The organism is Leisingera sp. ABM4_103 (assembly GCF_056158685.1).
On record NZ_JBSWTU010000005.1, the window covers coordinates 2,108,049 to 2,124,789 of the forward strand.

Genomic DNA, 16,741 nt, shown 5'->3' on the forward strand with positions numbered 1-16,741 from the left:
CCCGGCGGCGGCGCTTATATCGGGATTCGAGAGGTTGGCGCGGGCAAGCGCCTCGCCAACCTGGTCAGGTCCGGAAGGAAGCAGCCACAACGAGCCCCGCTTGGGTCGATGTCCAGCCTCTCACTTAATTCCCGAACAGCTTGATGCAGGGTGCCGTTTTCATACGATGAAAACGGCCAGGAAAAATCAATTTTTCCTGGCCGGAATTCGCGCCGAATTCCGGCGGGCCTAGAACCGGCCGTTGTCTGCCGGGTAGACGCCGAGGATTTCCACGTTGGTGGTGAAATAGCTCAGCTCATCCATTGCCAGCTGCACATTGGCATCGTCCGGGTGGCCCTCGATATCGGCATAGAACTGGGTGGCTGTGAACGATCCGTCCACCATGTAGCTTTCCAGCTTGGTCATGTTGATGCCATTGGTGGCAAAGCCGCCCATCGCCTTATACAGAGCGGCCGGGATGTTGCGCACCTGAAACACGAAGCTGGTGATCATGTTGTGGGCGCCGCGGCGGGTGTAATCCGGCTCTTGCGCCATGATCAGGAAGCGGGTGGTGTTGTCGCCGTTATCCTCGATGTGGCGGGCCAGCACCTCCAGCCCGTAAATCTCGCCCGCCAGTTCGCTGGCCAGCGCGGCGGAGTGGATGTCGCCGGCCTCGGCCACGTCACGGGCGGCGCGGGCGTTGTCGGGGCTGACGCGGCCGCGGATGCCATGCTCGCGCAGGAAGGTTCCGCACTGCGGCAGCAGCACCAGATGCGAATGCGCCTCGCGGATGTCTTCCAGTTTTGCCCCCGGCACCGCCAGCAGGTTGATATGCACCCGCACAAACGCCTCGTCGATGATATGCAGCCCGCTGTGCGGCAGCAGCCGGTGGCTGTCGGCCACCCGCCCGTAGGTGGAGTTCTCCACCGGCAGCATTGCCTGCTCTGCCTCGCCGGTGCGCACCGCCTCCAGAATGTCCTCGAAGGTGCGGCAGGCCAGCACCTCCATGCCGGGGCGGGCGATGCGGCAGGCCTCGTGGCTGTAGGAGCCCAGCTCCCCCTGAATGGCGATTTTGCGGCTCATGGGTGTGTTCCCCGTGCAAAACTTCAATATTTGGGCGTTTCGTCGCGCTGTCTATACCTTGCCACTTGGGAGGGGAAGCCTTAGACACCCCGTCAGACAGCTAAATGGACTCGCGATCATGTTTGACACGATGACCCTCACCAAAGCGACCGCAGGCGTCTGCGGCGCGTTCCTGGTATTCCTTCTGGGCAAATGGGGCGCAGAAGTACTGTATCACATGGACAGCCACGGTGAGGCTTCCTATGTGATCGAAGTTGCCACCGCCGAGGACGCCGGCAGCGACGAGCCGGAAGTCAGCTTCGAAGAGCTGATGGCTTCCGCCGATGCCGCCAAAGGCGCCAAGGTATTCAAGAAATGCTCTGCCTGCCACAAGCTGGAAGATGGCGCCAACGCCACCGGCCCGTACCTGTATGGTGTTGTCGGCCGCGAAATCGCCGCCGCGCCGGGCTTTGGCTACTCCGGTGCCCTGTCCGCACTGCCGGGCGCCTGGACCCCGGAAGAGCTGGACGCCTTCCTGGCCAAGCCGTCTGCCTATGCCTCTGGCACCACCATGTCGTTCGCCGGCCTGAAGAAGCAGGCCGACCGGGTGAACCTCATCGCCTATCTGGACAGCCTGGACAACTGATCCGGACCGCTGTCCCAGCTATCCAAACAAAGAAGCCGCTGCAGACCGCAGCGGCTTTTTTTGATGCCCTCGCAAGTGGCGCCGGCTTAGGCCGGATTGTTCTCCCGGTAATAGGCCAGCGCATCGCGCTCTGTGCCGTCGGGCAGGATGCAGACGCCGATGGTGCCGGCCTTGCCGCTGCGCAGCACGTAACTGCCGCCGGTCTGCACGCAATATGCCTCTTCCGGGCTGCTGTAGACCACTTCTTCTTCCTGCTGGGCGCAGGCGCTGAGCGCGGCGGCTCCGGCAACCGCAAGCGCGGCAAATTTCATTGATTTCAGCATCGGCAGACTCCCTCATTCCATAACGCAATTGTGATGTGAGGCTGGCAGGCAATTTTATTTCGCGCAAGCGCGGTTGCGCGCAGGTCCTTGTTTCGGCTGCTTTATGCCCAGATCACGCTCCTAATCACCCAATCTCAACTTGAATGTTACCGCCCGCGGACATTAGCTTGGGGGCGAAAAATCCGGGCCGAAGTTCCGGGCATAGGAGGTCTTGGCAGATGAAAACCGCTCGAGCTGCGGCACGCGTGCGCGTGAAAGACAGGGTGAACCCGCTGCAGGCCGCGGCGGCGCTGGCCTTGGGTCTGATTCTGGCACTTGCGGCGGCCAAGCTGGCCAAGGCGGAAGAGACCATCATCAAGAGCCACGGCTTTGCCGAGTTCGGCGAGCTGAAATACCCGGAAGGCTTCGCCCATTTCGACTATGTGAACCCGGAGGCGCCCAAGGGCGGCGAGCTGTCGATCTCTGCTGTCGGCACCTTTGACAGCATGAACCCCTTCACCCGCAAGGGAAGGGCAGGGGCGCTGTCGTCGGACCATTTCGAAAGCCTGCTGGTGGAATCCTATGATGAGCCCGGCTCCTACTACGGGCTGATCGCGGAGAGCCTGGAATACCCCGAAAGCCAGGATTGGGTGATTTTTAACCTGCGCCCCGAGGCGACGTTTTCCGACGGCTCCCCGGTTACTGCTGACGACGTGGTGTTCTCCCATAATATCCTGCTGGACCAGGGCTTGAAATCCTATGCCGAGGCGGTGCGCAAACGCATCCCCAAGGCCGAGGCACTGGGGCCGCACCGGGTGAAGTTCCATTTCAGCCCGGACTTCCCGCGCCGGGCGATGATCACCCAGGTGGGCGGCACGCCGGTGTTCTCCAAGGCCTGGTTCGAGGCCGACCCGGAGAACCGCCGCTTGGATGAGCCGCGGCTGGATCCGGGCATCGGCTCCGGCCCCTACATGCTGGAAAGCGCCGAGGTGAACCAGCGCATCACCTACAAGCGCAACCCCAACTATTGGGGCGCAGACCTGAATGTGAACGTGGGCCGCCACAACTATGACCGCATCCGGGTGGAGTATTTCGGCGACGCGATTGCTGCGATGGAAGGGTTCAAGGCAGGGGTCTATACCTTGCGGCCGGAGAACAATTCCAAAAGCTGGGCCACCGCTTATGACTTTGCCGCGGTGGAAAAGGGCCAAGTGATCAAGGGCGAAATCCCGGACGGCAACGTGCCTGCCGCCAATGGCTTTGTGATGAACCTCTTGAAGCCCAAGTTCCAGGACATCCGGGTGCGCGAGGCGCTGCAGCTGGCGTTCAATTTCGAATGGACGAACGAAAGCCTGCAGTACGGGCTGTTCCGCCACCGCTCGTCTTTCTGGCAGGATTCTCCGCTTGCGGCGAAGGGCCTGCCGGAGGGCCGCGAGAAAGAGGTGCTGGAAGCGCTCGGCGATCAGATCGACCCGTCAATCCTGACCTCGGAGCCGGTGATGGCGCATAGCTCCAAGGCGTCTCGCCCCAGCGACCGCAAGAACCTGCGCCGGGCGATGAAGCTGCTGGAAGAGGCCGGCTGGACCGTTGGCGATGACGGGGTGCGCCGCAACGCCGAAGGCAAGGTGCTGAAGGTCGAATTCCTCGCCGACAGCCCGACCATCGAACGCATCGTGCAGCCCTATATCAGCAACTTGCGCACCATGGGGGTAGATGCGGTGCTGAACCGGGTGGATTACGCCCAGTACACCAGCCGCCGCCGGGAAAAGGAGTTCGACATGATCTCCCATGCCTATCCGATGTCGCTGGAACCCTCGACCGGGCTCTACCAGTATTTCGGCTCCGAAGCGCATGAGTATTCGGTGTTCAACCCGGCAGGCCTGGCCGATCCGGCGGTGGATGCGCTGATCGGCAATATCGTCAATGCCAACACCCAGGAGGAGCTGCGCGCCAATGCCCGCGCGTTGGACCGGGTGCTGCGCGCCAAGCGGTTCATGGTGCCGGCCTGGTATCTGGACGTGAACTGGATTGCCTATTGGGACATGTACCGCCACCCGGAAAACCTGCCGCCGTATAACACGGGGATGCTGGATCTGTGGTGGATCGACGCCGCCCGCGAGGCGGAGCTCAAGGCCGCTGGCGCCCTGCGGTAAGACACGGACATGGCAGCCTATATCCTCCGACGCCTGCTTCTGGTGATCCCGACGCTGTTCGGCATCCTGCTGGTGAACTTTGCGCTGGTGCAGTTTGTGCCCGGCGGCCCTGTGGAACAGATCATCGCCCAGCTGGAAGGCGGCGGCGACGTGTTCGAGGGCTTTGCCGGCGGCGGCGGTGACGCGGGCACCGAGGCGATCAGCGCCAATGAAAACTATGCCGGCCGCCAAGGCCTGCCGCCGGAGCTGATCAAGGAGCTGGAGGAGCAATTCGGCCTCGACAAGCCGCCGCTGGAGCGGTTCCTGACGATGCTGTGGAACTATGTGCAGTTCGATTTCGGCGAAAGCTATTTCCGCAAGATCGACGTGACAGACCTGGTGCTGGAGAAGATGCCGGTGTCGATCTCGCTCGGCCTGTGGTCGACGGTGATCGCCTACATGATCTCGATCCCGATGGGCATCCGCAAGGCGCTGGGCGACGGGTCGCGCTTTGACACCTGGACCAGCGGCGTGATCATCGCGGCCTATGCAATCCCGTCCTTCCTGTTTGCCATCATGCTGCTGGTGCTGTTTGCCGGCGGCTCCTACTGGCAGATCTTCCCGCTGCGCGGGCTGACCTCGGACAATTGGGATCAGCTGAGCCTGCTGGGCAAGATCGGCGATTACTTCTGGCACATCGCGCTGCCGGTTCTGGCCTCGACCATCGGCGCCTTTGCAACGCTGACGCTGCTGACCAAGAACTCCTTCCTCGACGAGATCAAGAAGCATTACGTGATGACCGCCCGCGCCAAGGGGCTCAGCGAGAACCGGGTGCTCTATGGCCATGTGTTCCGCAACGCGATGCTGATCGTGATCGCGGGGTTCCCGTCGGTGTTCATCGGTATCTTCTTCTCCGGCTCGCTGATCATCGAGACGATCTTCTCGCTCGACGGGCTGGGGCGGCTCGGCTTTGAGGCGGCAGTGGCGCGGGATTACCCGGTGATCTTCGGCACGCTGTTCATCTTCGGCCTGATGAGCCTGGTGGTCGGCATCATCTCCGACCTGATGTACGTGCTGGTCGATCCGCGTATCGACTTTGAAAAGCGGGAGGGCTGAGCCATGGCACTCTCCCCCCTGAACCAGCGCCGCTGGAACAATTTCCGCAAGAACAAGCGCGCCTTCTGGTCGCTGATCATCTTCACCGTGCTGTTCACGATGTCGCTGTTTGCCGAGTTCATCGCCAACGACAAGCCGATCCTGGTGAGCTACCGCGGAGAGATCTACACTCCAGTGTTCAAGTTCTACCCGGAGACCCAATTCGGCGGCGACTTCCGGACCGAGGCGATTTACAGCGACCCGGAGGTGGAATGCCTGATCCGCTCCGGCGGGATCGAGGACTGTTTTGATGAACCCGAGACGATCCTGGAGGATATCTCCGCGGGCACCTATGCCGCGGAGGGGTTCGAGGAGGGCTGGACCCTTTGGCCGCCGATCCCCTACAGCTACAACACCACCGTCGACCGCCCGGGCGCGGCGCCGCTGCCGCCCAACGGCCAGAACCTCTTGGGCACCGATGACACCAAGCGCGATGTGCTGGCGCGGGTGATCCACGGCTTCCGCCTGTCGATCCTGTTCACCTTGATCGTGACCGGCGCCGCCACGGTGCTGGGCATCCTGGCGGGGGCGGTGCAGGGCTATTTCGGCGGCTGGCTGGACCTGGTGTTCCAGCGCATCATCGAGATCTGGAGCTCCACGCCGACGCTTTACGTGATCATCATCATGTTTGCGATCCTGGGGCGCAGTTTCTGGCTCTTGGTGTTCCTGATGGTGCTGTTCGGCTGGACCGCGCTGGTGGGGGTGGTCCGGGCCGAGTTCCTGCGCGCCCGCAACCTGGAATACGTCCGCGCCGCCAAGGCGCTGGGGGTCGGCAATATGACCATCATGTTCCGCCACATGCTGCCCAATGCGATGGTGGCGACGCTGACCATGCTGCCGTTCATCGTGACCGGCACCATCTCGGCGCTGGCGGGGCTGGATTTTCTCGGCTTCGGCCTGCCCTCCTCGGCGCCGTCTCTGGGCGAGCTGACCTTGCAAGCCAAGCAAAACCTGGAGGCGCCCTGGCTGGCCTTCACCGCCTTCTTCACCTTCGCCATCATGCTGTCGCTGCTGGTGTTCATCTTTGAAGGCGTGCGCGATGCATTCGATCCGAGGAAGACGTTTTCATGAGTGGGGCAGGCGAAATTGATCTGCTCCGCCCGGTGGTACGCCGGGCAGTGCCTGTCCGCCCCCATGGGCGGGCACTTCGTTTCCGCCCGCGGACGGGCATTGCCCTCATCGTGGTGCCGCAAGGGGAAGAACAATGACCGAAATGAATACGCCCCTCCTCAACGTCCAGAACCTTCGCGTCTCCTTCCGCCAGGACGGCAAGATCACCCAGGCTGTGCGCGGCGTGTCCTTTTCGGTGGGCCGCGGCGAGACCGTGGCGCTGGTCGGCGAGAGCGGCTCCGGCAAATCTGTCTCGGCGCTCTCTACCGTGTCGCTGCTGGGCGACAGCGCCATCGTCGAGGGCTCCGTCACCTATGACGGCACCGAAATGGTCGGCGCCGAAGAGAAGCACCTGATGCAGGTGCGCGGCAATGACATCAGCTTCATCTTCCAGGAGCCGATGACCTCGCTCAACCCGCTGCACACCATCGAACGCCAGCTGGAGGAGTCGCTGGCGCTGCACCAGGGTCTGACCGGAAAGGCGGCGCGGGCGCGCATACTGGAGCTGATGGAGAAGGTCGGCATCCGCGAAGCGGAAAACCGGCTCAGCGCCTATCCGCACCAGCTGTCGGGCGGGCAGCGGCAGCGGGTGATGATCGCCATGGCGCTGGCCAACAAGCCGGACATCCTGATTGCCGACGAGCCGACCACCGCGCTCGATGTGACCATCCAGGCGCAGATCCTCGACCTCCTGGCGGAGCTAAAGGAAAGCGAGGGCATGGGGCTGTTGTTCATCACCCATGACCTCGCCATCGTGCGCCGGATTTCTGACCGGGTTTGCGTGATGAAGGACGGCGAAATTGTCGAGGAAGGCCCGGCGGCCGAGATCTTTGCCAACCCTCAGCATCCCTACACGCAGAAACTGCTGGCGGCGGAGCCCTCCGGCACCCCGCCGCCGGTGCCTCAAGGCGCACAGGAACTGGTTGCCACCCGCGATCTCAAGGTCTGGTTCCCGATTCAGCGCGGGCTGCTGAAACGCACCGTGGGGCACGTCAAGGCGGTGAATCCGGTGACGGTCTCGGTCAAGGCAGGCGAAACGCTGGGCATCGTCGGCGAGAGCGGCTCCGGCAAGACCACGCTGGCGCTGGCCATCATGCGGCTGATCGCGTCGGAAGGCGCGGTGACCTTCCAAGGCCAGGACCTGCGCAAATGGTCGACACGTGACCTGCGGCGCTTGCGAAAGGACATGCAGATTGTGTTCCAGGACCCGTTCGGCTCGCTCAGCCCGCGGATGACTTGCGCCCAGATCATCGCGGAGGGGCTGTCGATCCACAAGGTGGACCAGCACCGCGATACCCGCGAACTGGTGGCCGAGGTGATGCGCGAGGTGGGGCTGGACCCGGCCGCAATGGACCGCTACCCGCATGAGTTCTCCGGCGGTCAGCGCCAGCGTATCGCCATTGCCCGCGCCATGGTGCTGCGGCCCAAACTGGTGGTGCTGGACGAGCCGACCTCGGCGCTGGACATGACCGTGCAGGTGCAGATCGTCGAGCTTCTGCGCGACCTGCAGGCGCGCTACGGGCTGGCGTATCTGTTCATCAGCCACGACCTGAATGTGGTGCGGGCGATGTCGCACAATGTGCTGGTGATGAACCAGGGCGATGTGGTCGAAGCCGGGCCGGCCGATGCCCTGTTCCGCAATCCGCAGCAGGACTACACCAGAAGGCTTTTGGCAGCTGCTGGATAAACCCTTGAGGTTGCAGATGTTTCCGCTGTTTTTAGTGCGCGCATAGAGTGCATAATTTTTATTCAGTTCAAAATACCGTAAAATTATGCAAAAATATCCGAATGCAGATTGGGGGAATGGATCTTTACGAAAGATTCATGTCGGCACAGACCAGCGCTGACCGGTGGCGTATTGCAAACGAGGTCATGGCCTCGCTTGGAGCCGCCGCGCTGAACGTGGCTGAGGTTGAAATTAAAACCCGCAGGCTTCTTTGGATGAGAAGCAGCATGAGCAGCGAATTCCTGACCGAGTATGCAAGCCAAAAGTTTTACGAGGTGGATCAGTTTGTTTGTGAAATTGCCCAGCCTTTCTACCCGTCCCTGCATATAACCGGCACATTGGAACGCGCTGCGGCGCCAAGCCAGCGGCATTTGGACTTCAATTGGACAACCTGGGATATGGGGTACACGCTGGGGTATGCCATGCGGTTTGCCGGGGCCAGCCCGGACACCAGCAAGACAGTTGTATTTTGCGCCCGCGAGAAGGCCTCGGAATTCACCCCGGATCAGTTCGAGAAGATCCGGCAGGCGGGAACAGCCGTCGCCGCATTTATCAGCGCGCCAGGCAAAGGTGAGGAGTGTCTCGATCTTTATGACCTGGGGGCCGGGAAGACACTTTCAGGCCGGGAAAAGCAGGTTCTGGCTTTGCTTGCTGCAGGGTATCTGAATACCCGGATAGCGCACGAGCTGGGCATCGCCGAAGTCACCGTGCGCAAAACCCTGTTGTCCGCGCGTCAGAAGCTGGGCGCGAAAACACGGGAGGAAGCGCTCGCCATTGCTGTCAAGGCGGGTCTGCTGGAGTTCTGAAACAGGCCGGGATAGAGATCCCGGCCTTCGCTTAATTGCTACGGCACTGCTAAGCCAGCGCCGCCCTGTCCCCCAGAGCCAGGCGGGCATAAATCACCCGTTGCGGAGGGCCGCAGCTCAAATGAAGCAGCAGCCCTATTGGTGCTTCGGGAGGAACAAAGCCCGCAAACGTGGAAAGCTCTTCGAAAGCGCAGCGATGGGGAATCCCGAAGCACAGTGCCAGTGTGCAGGCGGCGTAAAGGCCGTGCCAGCTATCGATTCCGATATCCCGCTGCCGCTGCGGGATCAGATCGCAGGACTGTGCCCGGTTTTGCTCAGCTCATAGGCGTCCAGGCTGCGGGCAATCATCCGGGTCAGAGGCCGGGCCTCCTGCTTGATCTCCAGACCGGCGGGCGACAGTTGCAGCATCCCGGGAAACGCCGCTGCCGTTGCGCGCAGCAGGGTGTCGAGCCGGGCCGGGGAGACATCAAAGCGGGCCAGGATCTCCTGGCGGCAGACCCGGAAATCGCACATCAGCGCTTCGATCAGCCGCGCCCGCAGCAGATCCTCGCCCTGGAACGCATGGCCGCGGGCGGTGGCGAACCGGCCTGCGCGGATGGCGCGGATGTAGTCCGACGTGCCGGGGGCATTCTGGGCATAGCCTTGCGGGAAGCGCGAAATGGCGGAGGCACCGATGCCGATCAGCACGTCTGCCGGATCGTCGGTGTAGCCCTGGAAGTTGCGCCTCAGGCGGCCGCTGCGCTGGGCAATAGCCAGCCCGTCTTCGGGCCGCGAGAAATGATCGATGCCGATCTCCCGGTATCCGTCCCACAAGAACAGTTGGCGCGCGGTCTCAAACAGTTCCAGCCGGGCCTCCGGCGTCGGCAGTGTGTCCGACCGGATCATACTTTGCCGCCCGGCCATCCAGGGAACATGGGCATAGCCATAGACCGCCACCCGGTCGGGGGTGAGCGACAAAAGCTTCTGCACGCTTTCGGTCATCCGCTCCGGGGTCTGATGCGGCAGCCCGAACAGAATATCGGCATTGAGGCTGCTGATTCCGTGCGACCGCAGCATGTCGATGGCCTGCTTAGTAGTCTCGAAACTCTGGATCCGGCCGATTGCCTGCTGAATGGTGCTGTCGAAATCCTGCACCCCGACAGACGCGCGGTTCATACCCGACTCGGCCAGCGCATCCAGGCGCCGGTCGCCGACCTCATTCGGGTCGATCTCCACCGAAAACTCAGCATAAGGCGCCAGCGGAAACGCGCCGGTGACCGCTGCCGCCAGATCCCGGATCTGCTCTACGTTCAGCAGGGTCGGGGTGCCGCCGCCCCAATGCAGGCGCGATAGCGTGATGCCCTCGGGCAGCTGCTGGCGGAGCAGGGCGATTTCCGCTTTGAGGACCTCCACATAGGCCGCCACAGGCGCGTCCGATTGGGTGCCCTGCGTGCGGCAGGCGCAAAACCAGCATAATCTGCGGCAGAAAGGCACATGAACATACAATGAGATGCTGCTGCCCGGTGCAATGTTCGACATCCAACTGGAAAACCGTGCGGAATCGGTCGATCTGCCAAAGTGCGGCGCCGTCGGATAACTGGTATAGCGCGGCACTTTGGCGTCAAACAAACCGAGTTTGGCCAATTGAGCTTTCTGATCCATTCCATTACCGTTAAGGGAGCGCGCGAGCTCAAGCCTTGACCCAGATCAACCGGACCCCCAAATGAACGCTCCTATCCTGTCACAGTCCAGATGCGGGGACTGCCCGATCCGCCACCGTGCCGTCTGTGCACGCTGCAATGCGGATGAGCTGGAGGAGCTGGACGCCATCAAATACTACCGCACCTATGAGGCGGGGCAGCCGATCATCTGGTCGGGCGACGTGATGAATTTTGTCGGCTCGGTTGTGTCGGGCATTGCTTCTCTGACCCAGACGATGGAGGACGGGCGCACCCAGATGGTGGGGCTCTTGCTGCCCAGCGATTTTGTCGGCCGCCCGGGCCGCGAAGGCGCGGCCTATGATGTGGCGGCGACCACCGATGTGGTGATGTGCTGCTTCCGCAAGAAGCCGTTCGAGGAGCTGATGGAGCGCACCCCGCATATCGCGCACCGGCTGCTGGAGATGACGCTGGACGAGCTGGACGCGGCGCGGGAGTGGATGCTGGTCCTGGGCCGCAAGACCGCACGCGAGAAAATCGCCAGCCTCCTGGCCATCATCGCCCGCCGCGATGCGACGCTGACGCCGGGCGGGGCCACCAACCGGATGGTGTTCGACCTGCCGCTGACCCGCGAGGCGATGGCCGACTACCTGGGCCTGACGCTGGAAACCGTGAGCCGCCAGATCTCCGCCCTCAAGAAGGACGGCATTATCGAGCTGGAAGGCAAGCGGCATGTGACCGTGCCCGACATGCGCCGCCTGATGGAAGAGGCCGGCGACGACAGCGACGGCGGCTTCCTGGGCTGACCTGGCGGGCGGCGTTTTCCTTTTTTACCGAACTATTTGCTGGCGGTTGCGGACGGCCCGCCAGCGCGGGCTTGCGCGGCGGCCGAGTGGGTTGATCAAAGCAGCTTACCGCTTAAGCGGCGGGAAGCTCCCGCGCCCGCGCGTGCCCGGCTGCGCCGGACCCGCTGGCGGCCTTGGGCATGGCACCGCGCAGCGGTGCCATGCCCAACGGGAGGAAGCCCTTCTGCCAAGAAGGGCCGACGACGGGCAGGAGAGCTACGGGGGATTGGCAGCGGCCCGTTCGCCGGGCGCCCTCAACCTTGAGCGTGACCCGGCATAGGGACTGTGGTCTACTGGCCGCATCACAAAAGCGGAGGCGGCAATGCATTTTGGAAGCGTGATCGGGATGCTGATCATCGGAGCCCTGGCCGGGTGGCTGTCGGGCAAGATCATGCAGGGGCGCGGATTTGGCCTGTTGGGCAATATCATCGTCGGCGTGGTCGGCGCCTTTCTGGCCGGGACGATCTTTCCGGCGCTGGGCTTTGCCGCAGGGGGAGGGTTTTTCTGGTCGCTGATCCACGCCACGATCGGCGCGGTGATCCTGCTGTTCCTGATCGGGCTGATCCGCAAGGCCAGCTAGGCCGCTCGAGGCCCCGAAACAGAAAAGGCGCCCCGCGGGGCGCCTTTCTTGTCTGTATCAGTATCAGCTTGCGGCGCGTATCAATGCGCCATCAGCACCGGGACCGCCGCCTGTTCCAGCATATTGCGGGTGGCGCCGCCGAGGATGGCCTCGCGGAAACGGGAATGGCCGTAGGCGCCCATCACGATCAGGTCGGCGGCAGTATCCGCCGCATGGCGGTTCAGGATGTCCGACACCCGGGTCAGCGTCTTGCTGAGCACGTCGATTTCGCAGGTGACGCCGTGGCGGGACAGCATCTGCGCCAGCATGCCGCCTGGATCCGAACGCTCTGGCCCATGCTGCGGCGGGTCGATGACCGCAATGCGCACGAGGTCGGCGCCAACCAGGAACGGCAGAGATTTGCGGATTGCGGTCATCGCCTCAAGGCTTTCGTTCCAGGCCACCAGCACGGTTTTGGGCCTGCGCAGCGGTTCGCCTTTGTCCGGCACCACCAGCACTGGCGCGCGGCCTTCGAACAGCGCCGATTCGACGATCGGCTCGGCCTCGGCGCGTTTCTCCTTGCCATAGGGCTTGCCCAGCACCACCAGATCGGAGAACCGCGCGTGGCGCGCCACGTGGCGGCCAAGATCGGCGATCTGGGCCACGCCGCTGTCGGTGGCAAAGGGCACGCCCGCCCGTTGCAGCGCCTCCTCGGCGCCGGCTTGGACCGCTTCGGCCTCTTCCTGGGCGCGGGCCAGGGTTTCCTGCAGCACCATGGCATTGGCGCCAGCGTAGTAATAGCCCGTCTGGGTGCGGTCGACACCGAGGCAGAGCGCATCGGCATGGGCGCCGAACTCTTCTGTCAGGGCCGCAATTTGCGCCAGGGGCGCCGCTGCGGTTTCCGCAGCCGTCAGAACGGTAAGCAAGGACTTGTAGGACATGACACCTCCCGGCGGGGTCTCAGCGCCGCGGGCCCCCATGGCCCCGGCGCGGGGGTTTTCACTGCACGGGAAGAAGTGTCACATGTTGCCAGGAATTGTCTTGATGCAGATCAAGGCAGGAGGGAGGCGCGTTTTGCAAGAAGAGCGCGGTCTATTAACGTCCCCGTATCCGCAGGATTCGCGGGGGCACGGCAAAGGGACGCAAGATGTCTAACTATATCAAGCTGATAGCGCTTGGTTTGGTCACGCTGTTTGCGATGATCGGTACCAATTACGCGCGGGATCTGGCTTACCAGGTGCATGCGGTCATCGTGATGATCGTGGCCGGTGGCCTGTTCCTCTATACTTTGCGCCACACCAACGAGCCGAAAAAGGCAGTTGTTGGTCTGGAAAATGAGTATTTCGACAGCGTTGTGCGCGCTGGTACAATTGCAACCGCCTTTTGGGGCGTGGTCGGGTTTCTGGCAGGGACCTTCATTGCGTTCCAGCTGGCCTTTCCGGCGCTGAATTTCGATTGGGCGCAAGGGTTTGCCAATTTCGGCCGCCTGCGCCCGCTGCACACTTCTGCAGTGATTTTTGCATTTGGCGGCAACGCGCTGATCGCAACCTCCTTCTACGTGGTGCAGCGGACTTCCGCGGCGCGCCTCTGGGGCGGCAACTTGGCCTGGTTCGTGTTCTGGGGCTACCAGCTGTTCATCGTGCTGGCGGCAACCGGCTACTTGCTGGGCGGCACCCAGTCCAAGGAATACGCGGAGCCGGAATGGTACGTTGACCTGTGGCTGACCATCGTCTGGGTCGCCTATCTGGCCGTGTTCCTGGGCACCATCATCAAACGCAAGGAACCGCACATCTACGTGGCGAACTGGTTCTTCCTGTCGTTCATCGTCACCGTGGCCATGCTGCACCTGGTCAACAACGCGACCATTCCGGTGTCGATCTGGGGTTCCAAGTCCGTGATCGTCTGGCCGGGCGTGCAGGATGCGATGGTGCAATGGTGGTACGGGCACAACGCCGTGGGCTTCTTCCTGACCGCAGGCTTCCTGGGCATGATGTACTACTTCATCCCGAAGCAGGCCGAACGTCCCGTGTTCTCCTACAAGCTGTCGATCATCCACTTCTGGGCGCTGATCTTCCTGTACATCTGGGCCGGTCCGCACCACCTGCACTACACCGCGCTGCCTGACTGGGCCTCGACCCTGGGCATGGTGTTCTCGGTGATCCTGTGGATGCCCAGCTGGGGCGGCATGATCAACGGCCTGATGACCCTTTCGGGTGCCTGGGACAAGCTGCGCACCGACCCGGTGATCCGGATGATGGTGATCTCCGTCGGCTTCTACGGCATGTCCACCTTTGAGGGCCCGATGATGTCGATCCGCGCAGTGAACTCGCTGAGCCACTACACTGACTGGACCATTGGCCACGTGCACTCCGGCGCGCTCGGCTGGAACGGCATGATCACCTTCGGCGCGCTGTACTACCTGGTGCCTGTGCTGTGGAAGCGTGAGCGCCTGTACAGCCTCAGCCTCGTGTCCTGGCACTTCTGGCTCGCCACCATCGGTATCGTGCTCTACGCCGCTTCGATGTGGGTGACCGGTATCATGGAAGGCCTGATGTGGCGCGAAGTGGACGCCAACGGCTTCCTGGTGAACTCCTTTGCCGACACCGTGGCAGCGAAGTTCCCGATGTATGTGGTGCGCGGTCTGGGCGGGGCCATGTTCCTCGCGGGCTCCATCATCATGTGCTACAACCTGTGGATGACCGTCCGCCGGGCACCGGCCAAAGAGGCCAGCCTGTCGGTTCAGGTCCCGGCTGAATAAGGAGGGCCGGAGCAATGGCTATTCTCGACAAACATAAGATCCTCGAGACCAACGCGACCCTCCTGCTGATTTGCAGCTTCCTGGTCGTGACCATCGGCGGACTGGTGCAGATCACACCGCTGTTCTACCTGGAAAACACCATCGAGGAGGTGGAGGGCATGCGTCCCTACACCCCGCTCGAACTGGCGGGCCGCGAGGTCTACATCCGGGAAGGCTGCTATGTCTGCCACAGCCAGATGATCCGCCCGATGCGCGACGAGGTCGAACGCTACGGCCACTACTCGCTGGCGGCGGAGTCGATGTACGACCGCCCGTTCCAGTGGGGCTCCAAGCGGACCGGGCCGGACCTGGCCCGGGTGGGCGGCCGCTACTCGGATGAGTGGCACGTCGACCACCTGCGCGACCCGCAGGCCGTTGTGCCGGAATCGGTGATGCCGAAATACGGCTTCCTCGAAGAGAAGAAGATCGACGGCAAATACATCGGCGACATCATGGCCACCAACGCCATGCTGGGCACGCCCTACAGCGAGGAGATGATCGAGACCGCACAGGCCGACTTCCGCGCCCAGGCGGATCCGGACAGCGACTATGACGGGCTGCTGGAGCGCTATGGCGACAAGGTCAACGTGCGCAACTTCGATGGTCAGCCAGGTGTCTCCGAGGCCGATGCGCTGATCGCCTATCTGCAGATGCTGGGCACGCTGGTCGACTTCACGACCTTCACCCCGGATGCAAGCCGGTAAGGGAGGATAGGATGGAACTCTATACACTCCTGCGGGAATTTGCAGACAGCTGGATGCTGCTGTTCCTGTTCATCGTCTTCATCGGCATCATTGTCTGGGCGTTCCGCCCAGGCAGCACCAAGGCCTACGAGGATACCGCAAACATCCCGTTCCGCCACGTTGATGCACCGGCGCCCCGCCGGGGAGCCGATGCAGCAGCGCCCCGCAAGGGCGACGACAAACCCGCCGCGACTAAGGAGGCGAGGGCATGAGCAAGAAATCGAAAAAGTTCGAGGGCGATCCGAACACCACCGGCCATGAGTGGGACGGGATCGAGGAATTCGACAACCCGATGCCGCGCTGGTGGCTGTGGACCTTCTACGCCACCATCATCTGGGGCGTCCTCTACACCATCGCCTATCCGGCCTGGCCGCTGGTCAACTCGGCCACCGCAGGCATCCTGGGCTGGTCGACCCGCGGCGACGTGGCGGCGGAGATCACCGCGGTGGAAGAAGCCAACGCGCCGGTCAATGCCAAGCTGGAAGCGGCTGAGCTGACTGCTATCGCGGGTGACACGGAACTGAACACATACGCAGTGTCTGCAGGCTCCGCCGTGTTCAAGACCTGGTGCGCCCAGTGCCACGGCTCCGGCGCGGCCGGTGCCAAGGGCTACCCGAACCTCCTGGACGACGACTGGCTCTGGGGCGGCTCGGTGGAGGACATCCATGCCACCATCGCGCACGGCATCCGCAACGAGGACAGCGACGACGCGCGCTACTCCGAGATGCCTGCCTTCGGCCGCGATGAGCTTCTTGAAAAAGAAGAGATCAGCCAGGTGGTCAACTACGTGATGTCCCTGTCGGGTGAGCCGCAGGATGCGTCCAAGGTCGAGGCCGGTTCGGTAGTCTTTGCCGATAACTGCGCCTCCTGCCACATGGAAGACGGCACCGGCGACCGCTCGCAGGGCGCGCCGAACCTGGCCGATGCGATCTGGCTCTATGGCGGCGACTACGCCACTCTGACCGAGACCGTGAGCAACTCGCGTTATGGCGTGATGCCGGCCTGGAATACCCGCCTGACCGAAGCGCAAATCCGCGCCGTCTCGGCCTATGTCCACCAGCTGGGCGGCGGCGAATAAGCCGGACCGGGTTTTAGAAGAAGATCGAAGGGGCTGCCTGCGGGCGGCCCTTTTTTCGTCTGGCCGCCACCGGCACCTGCCCGGCCGTAAGGCCGCGAAGGCCTGGAATAGCCAGTTTCCGCCCTGCCGCCCTTGCACATGCGACATCTCTGATAGGTTGTGGT

General features: G+C 62.9%; 16 protein-coding genes and 1 other RNA gene. 13 read left to right on the top strand and 4 right to left on the bottom strand.

Going from position 1 to position 16,741, the window contains the following annotated elements; all coding sequences use genetic code 11:
- The first annotated feature begins 27 nt into the window (after window positions 1-27).
- Window positions 28-126, top strand: an RNA gene (gene ffs, locus ACXAED_RS11880) — signal recognition particle sRNA small type.
- Window positions 127-228: 102 nt separating this feature from the next.
- Here ffs and ACXAED_RS11885 read toward each other — a convergent pair.
- A complete protein-coding gene (locus ACXAED_RS11885) occupies window positions 229-1,062 on the bottom strand; it encodes a prephenate dehydratase (protein WP_475049923.1) in 834 nt (277 codons plus the stop codon).
- A gap of 118 nt (window positions 1,063-1,180) precedes the next feature.
- Here ACXAED_RS11885 and ACXAED_RS11890 point away from each other — a divergent pair, with 118 nt between their 5' ends.
- Window positions 1,181-1,687 carry a c-type cytochrome gene (locus tag ACXAED_RS11890; protein WP_475049926.1) on the top strand — a complete coding sequence of 169 codons (507 nt, stop codon included), beginning with the start codon at window positions 1,181-1,183 and terminating at the stop codon, window positions 1,685-1,687.
- Between the two features lie 86 nt (window positions 1,688-1,773).
- On the opposite strand, the gene ACXAED_RS11895 is transcribed toward ACXAED_RS11890, so the two are convergent.
- Window positions 1,774-2,010: a putative hemolysin gene (locus ACXAED_RS11895; protein WP_475049929.1), complete on the bottom strand. Its 237-nt coding sequence runs from the start codon at window positions 2,008-2,010 to the stop codon at window positions 1,774-1,776.
- A gap of 218 nt (window positions 2,011-2,228) precedes the next feature.
- Here ACXAED_RS11895 and ACXAED_RS11900 point away from each other — a divergent pair, with 218 nt between their 5' ends.
- The 5 genes from ACXAED_RS11900 (at window position 2,229) to ACXAED_RS11920 (ending at window position 8,918) form a co-directional block, all read left to right on the top strand.
- Window positions 2,229-4,142, top strand: coding sequence for an extracellular solute-binding protein (locus ACXAED_RS11900; RefSeq protein ID WP_475049931.1), 1,914 nt, complete (start codon window positions 2,229-2,231; stop codon window positions 4,140-4,142).
- A 9-nt stretch (window positions 4,143-4,151) separates the two neighbouring features.
- Window positions 4,152-5,237, top strand: a complete 1,086-nt coding sequence (locus ACXAED_RS11905) for a microcin C ABC transporter permease YejB (protein ID WP_475049934.1) — start codon at window positions 4,152-4,154, stop codon at window positions 5,235-5,237.
- Between the two features lie 3 nt (window positions 5,238-5,240).
- The gene (locus tag ACXAED_RS11910) at window positions 5,241-6,347 is read left to right on the top strand and encodes an ABC transporter permease (protein WP_475049937.1); all 1,107 of its coding nucleotides are present in this window, start codon (window positions 5,241-5,243) and stop codon (window positions 6,345-6,347) included.
- 142 nt (window positions 6,348-6,489) lie between these two features.
- Window positions 6,490-8,073 (top strand): ABC transporter ATP-binding protein, encoded by a 1,584-nt coding sequence (locus tag ACXAED_RS11915; protein WP_475053100.1) that lies wholly within the window; start codon window positions 6,490-6,492, stop codon window positions 8,071-8,073.
- Window positions 8,074-8,189: 116 nt separating this feature from the next.
- Complete coding sequence (locus ACXAED_RS11920) at window positions 8,190-8,918, top strand: helix-turn-helix transcriptional regulator (protein ID WP_475049940.1); 729 nt, start codon at window positions 8,190-8,192, stop codon at window positions 8,916-8,918.
- Window positions 8,919-9,203: 285 nt separating this feature from the next.
- Here the strand turns inward: ACXAED_RS11920 and hemN are convergent, their stop codons facing one another.
- A complete protein-coding gene (gene hemN / locus ACXAED_RS11925) occupies window positions 9,204-10,559 on the bottom strand; it encodes an oxygen-independent coproporphyrinogen III oxidase (protein WP_475049943.1) in 1,356 nt (451 codons plus the stop codon).
- Between the two features lie 61 nt (window positions 10,560-10,620).
- Here hemN and fnrL point away from each other — a divergent pair, with 61 nt between their 5' ends.
- The gene (gene fnrL / locus ACXAED_RS11930) at window positions 10,621-11,361 is read left to right on the top strand and encodes a transcriptional regulator FnrL (protein WP_058285088.1); all 741 of its coding nucleotides are present in this window, start codon (window positions 10,621-10,623) and stop codon (window positions 11,359-11,361) included.
- Window positions 11,362-11,722: 361 nt separating this feature from the next.
- Window positions 11,723-11,980 (top strand): GlsB/YeaQ/YmgE family stress response membrane protein, encoded by a 258-nt coding sequence (locus tag ACXAED_RS11935; RefSeq protein WP_475049946.1) that lies wholly within the window; start codon window positions 11,723-11,725, stop codon window positions 11,978-11,980.
- Window positions 11,981-12,060: 80 nt separating this feature from the next.
- Here the strand turns inward: ACXAED_RS11935 and ACXAED_RS11940 are convergent, their stop codons facing one another.
- Window positions 12,061-12,900 (bottom strand): universal stress protein, encoded by an 840-nt coding sequence (locus ACXAED_RS11940; protein ID WP_475049949.1) that lies wholly within the window; start codon window positions 12,898-12,900, stop codon window positions 12,061-12,063.
- A 206-nt stretch (window positions 12,901-13,106) separates the two neighbouring features.
- On the opposite strand from ACXAED_RS11940, the gene ccoN reads away from it, so the two are divergent.
- The 4 genes from ccoN to ccoP are packed head-to-tail and all read left to right on the top strand — an operon-like array spanning window position 13,107 to window position 16,577.
- Window positions 13,107-14,717 carry a cytochrome-c oxidase, cbb3-type subunit I gene (gene ccoN / locus ACXAED_RS11945; protein WP_475049952.1) on the top strand — a complete coding sequence of 537 codons (1,611 nt, stop codon included), beginning with the start codon at window positions 13,107-13,109 and terminating at the stop codon, window positions 14,715-14,717.
- Window positions 14,718-14,731: 14 nt separating this feature from the next.
- Window positions 14,732-15,460 carry a cytochrome-c oxidase, cbb3-type subunit II gene (ccoO, locus tag ACXAED_RS11950; RefSeq protein WP_475049955.1) on the top strand — a complete coding sequence of 243 codons (729 nt, stop codon included), beginning with the start codon at window positions 14,732-14,734 and terminating at the stop codon, window positions 15,458-15,460.
- 11 nt (window positions 15,461-15,471) lie between these two features.
- Window positions 15,472-15,711, top strand: a complete 240-nt coding sequence (locus ACXAED_RS11955) for a cbb3-type cytochrome c oxidase subunit 3 (protein WP_475049958.1) — start codon at window positions 15,472-15,474, stop codon at window positions 15,709-15,711.
- Window positions 15,708-16,577 carry a cytochrome-c oxidase, cbb3-type subunit III gene (ccoP, locus tag ACXAED_RS11960; RefSeq protein WP_475049960.1) on the top strand — a complete coding sequence of 290 codons (870 nt, stop codon included), beginning with the start codon at window positions 15,708-15,710 and terminating at the stop codon, window positions 16,575-16,577. Before ACXAED_RS11955 ends, ccoP begins: the two co-directional genes overlap by 4 nt.
- Window positions 16,578-16,741 lie beyond the last annotated feature (164 nt).

What these genes read in the sequence shown, in the direction of transcription:
- ACXAED_RS11885 (WP_475049923.1), bottom strand. Translation starts at nt 1,062, where the DNA reads ATGAGCCGCAAAATCGCCATTCAGGGGGAGCTGGGCTCCTACAGCCAC.
- ACXAED_RS11890 (WP_475049926.1), top strand. Translation starts at nt 1,181, where the DNA reads ATGTTTGACACGATGACCCTCACCAAAGCGACCGCAGGCGTCTGCGGC.
- ACXAED_RS11895 (WP_475049929.1), bottom strand. Translation starts at nt 2,010, where the DNA reads ATGCTGAAATCAATGAAATTTGCCGCGCTTGCGGTTGCCGGAGCCGCC.
- ACXAED_RS11900 (WP_475049931.1), top strand. Translation starts at nt 2,229, where the DNA reads ATGAAAACCGCTCGAGCTGCGGCACGCGTGCGCGTGAAAGACAGGGTG.
- ACXAED_RS11905 (WP_475049934.1), top strand. Translation starts at nt 4,152, where the DNA reads ATGGCAGCCTATATCCTCCGACGCCTGCTTCTGGTGATCCCGACGCTG.
- ACXAED_RS11910 (WP_475049937.1), top strand. Translation starts at nt 5,241, where the DNA reads ATGGCACTCTCCCCCCTGAACCAGCGCCGCTGGAACAATTTCCGCAAG.
- ACXAED_RS11915 (WP_475053100.1), top strand. Translation starts at nt 6,490, where the DNA reads ATGAATACGCCCCTCCTCAACGTCCAGAACCTTCGCGTCTCCTTCCGC.
- ACXAED_RS11920 (WP_475049940.1), top strand. Translation starts at nt 8,190, where the DNA reads ATGGATCTTTACGAAAGATTCATGTCGGCACAGACCAGCGCTGACCGG.
- hemN (WP_475049943.1), bottom strand. Translation starts at nt 10,559, where the DNA reads ATGGATCAGAAAGCTCAATTGGCCAAACTCGGTTTGTTTGACGCCAAA.
- fnrL (WP_058285088.1), top strand. Translation starts at nt 10,621, where the DNA reads ATGAACGCTCCTATCCTGTCACAGTCCAGATGCGGGGACTGCCCGATC.
- ACXAED_RS11935 (WP_475049946.1), top strand. Translation starts at nt 11,723, where the DNA reads ATGCATTTTGGAAGCGTGATCGGGATGCTGATCATCGGAGCCCTGGCC.
- ACXAED_RS11940 (WP_475049949.1), bottom strand. Translation starts at nt 12,900, where the DNA reads ATGTCCTACAAGTCCTTGCTTACCGTTCTGACGGCTGCGGAAACCGCA.
- ccoN (WP_475049952.1), top strand. Translation starts at nt 13,107, where the DNA reads ATGTCTAACTATATCAAGCTGATAGCGCTTGGTTTGGTCACGCTGTTT.
- ccoO (WP_475049955.1), top strand. Translation starts at nt 14,732, where the DNA reads ATGGCTATTCTCGACAAACATAAGATCCTCGAGACCAACGCGACCCTC.
- ACXAED_RS11955 (WP_475049958.1), top strand. Translation starts at nt 15,472, where the DNA reads ATGGAACTCTATACACTCCTGCGGGAATTTGCAGACAGCTGGATGCTG.
- ccoP (WP_475049960.1), top strand. Translation starts at nt 15,708, where the DNA reads ATGAGCAAGAAATCGAAAAAGTTCGAGGGCGATCCGAACACCACCGGC.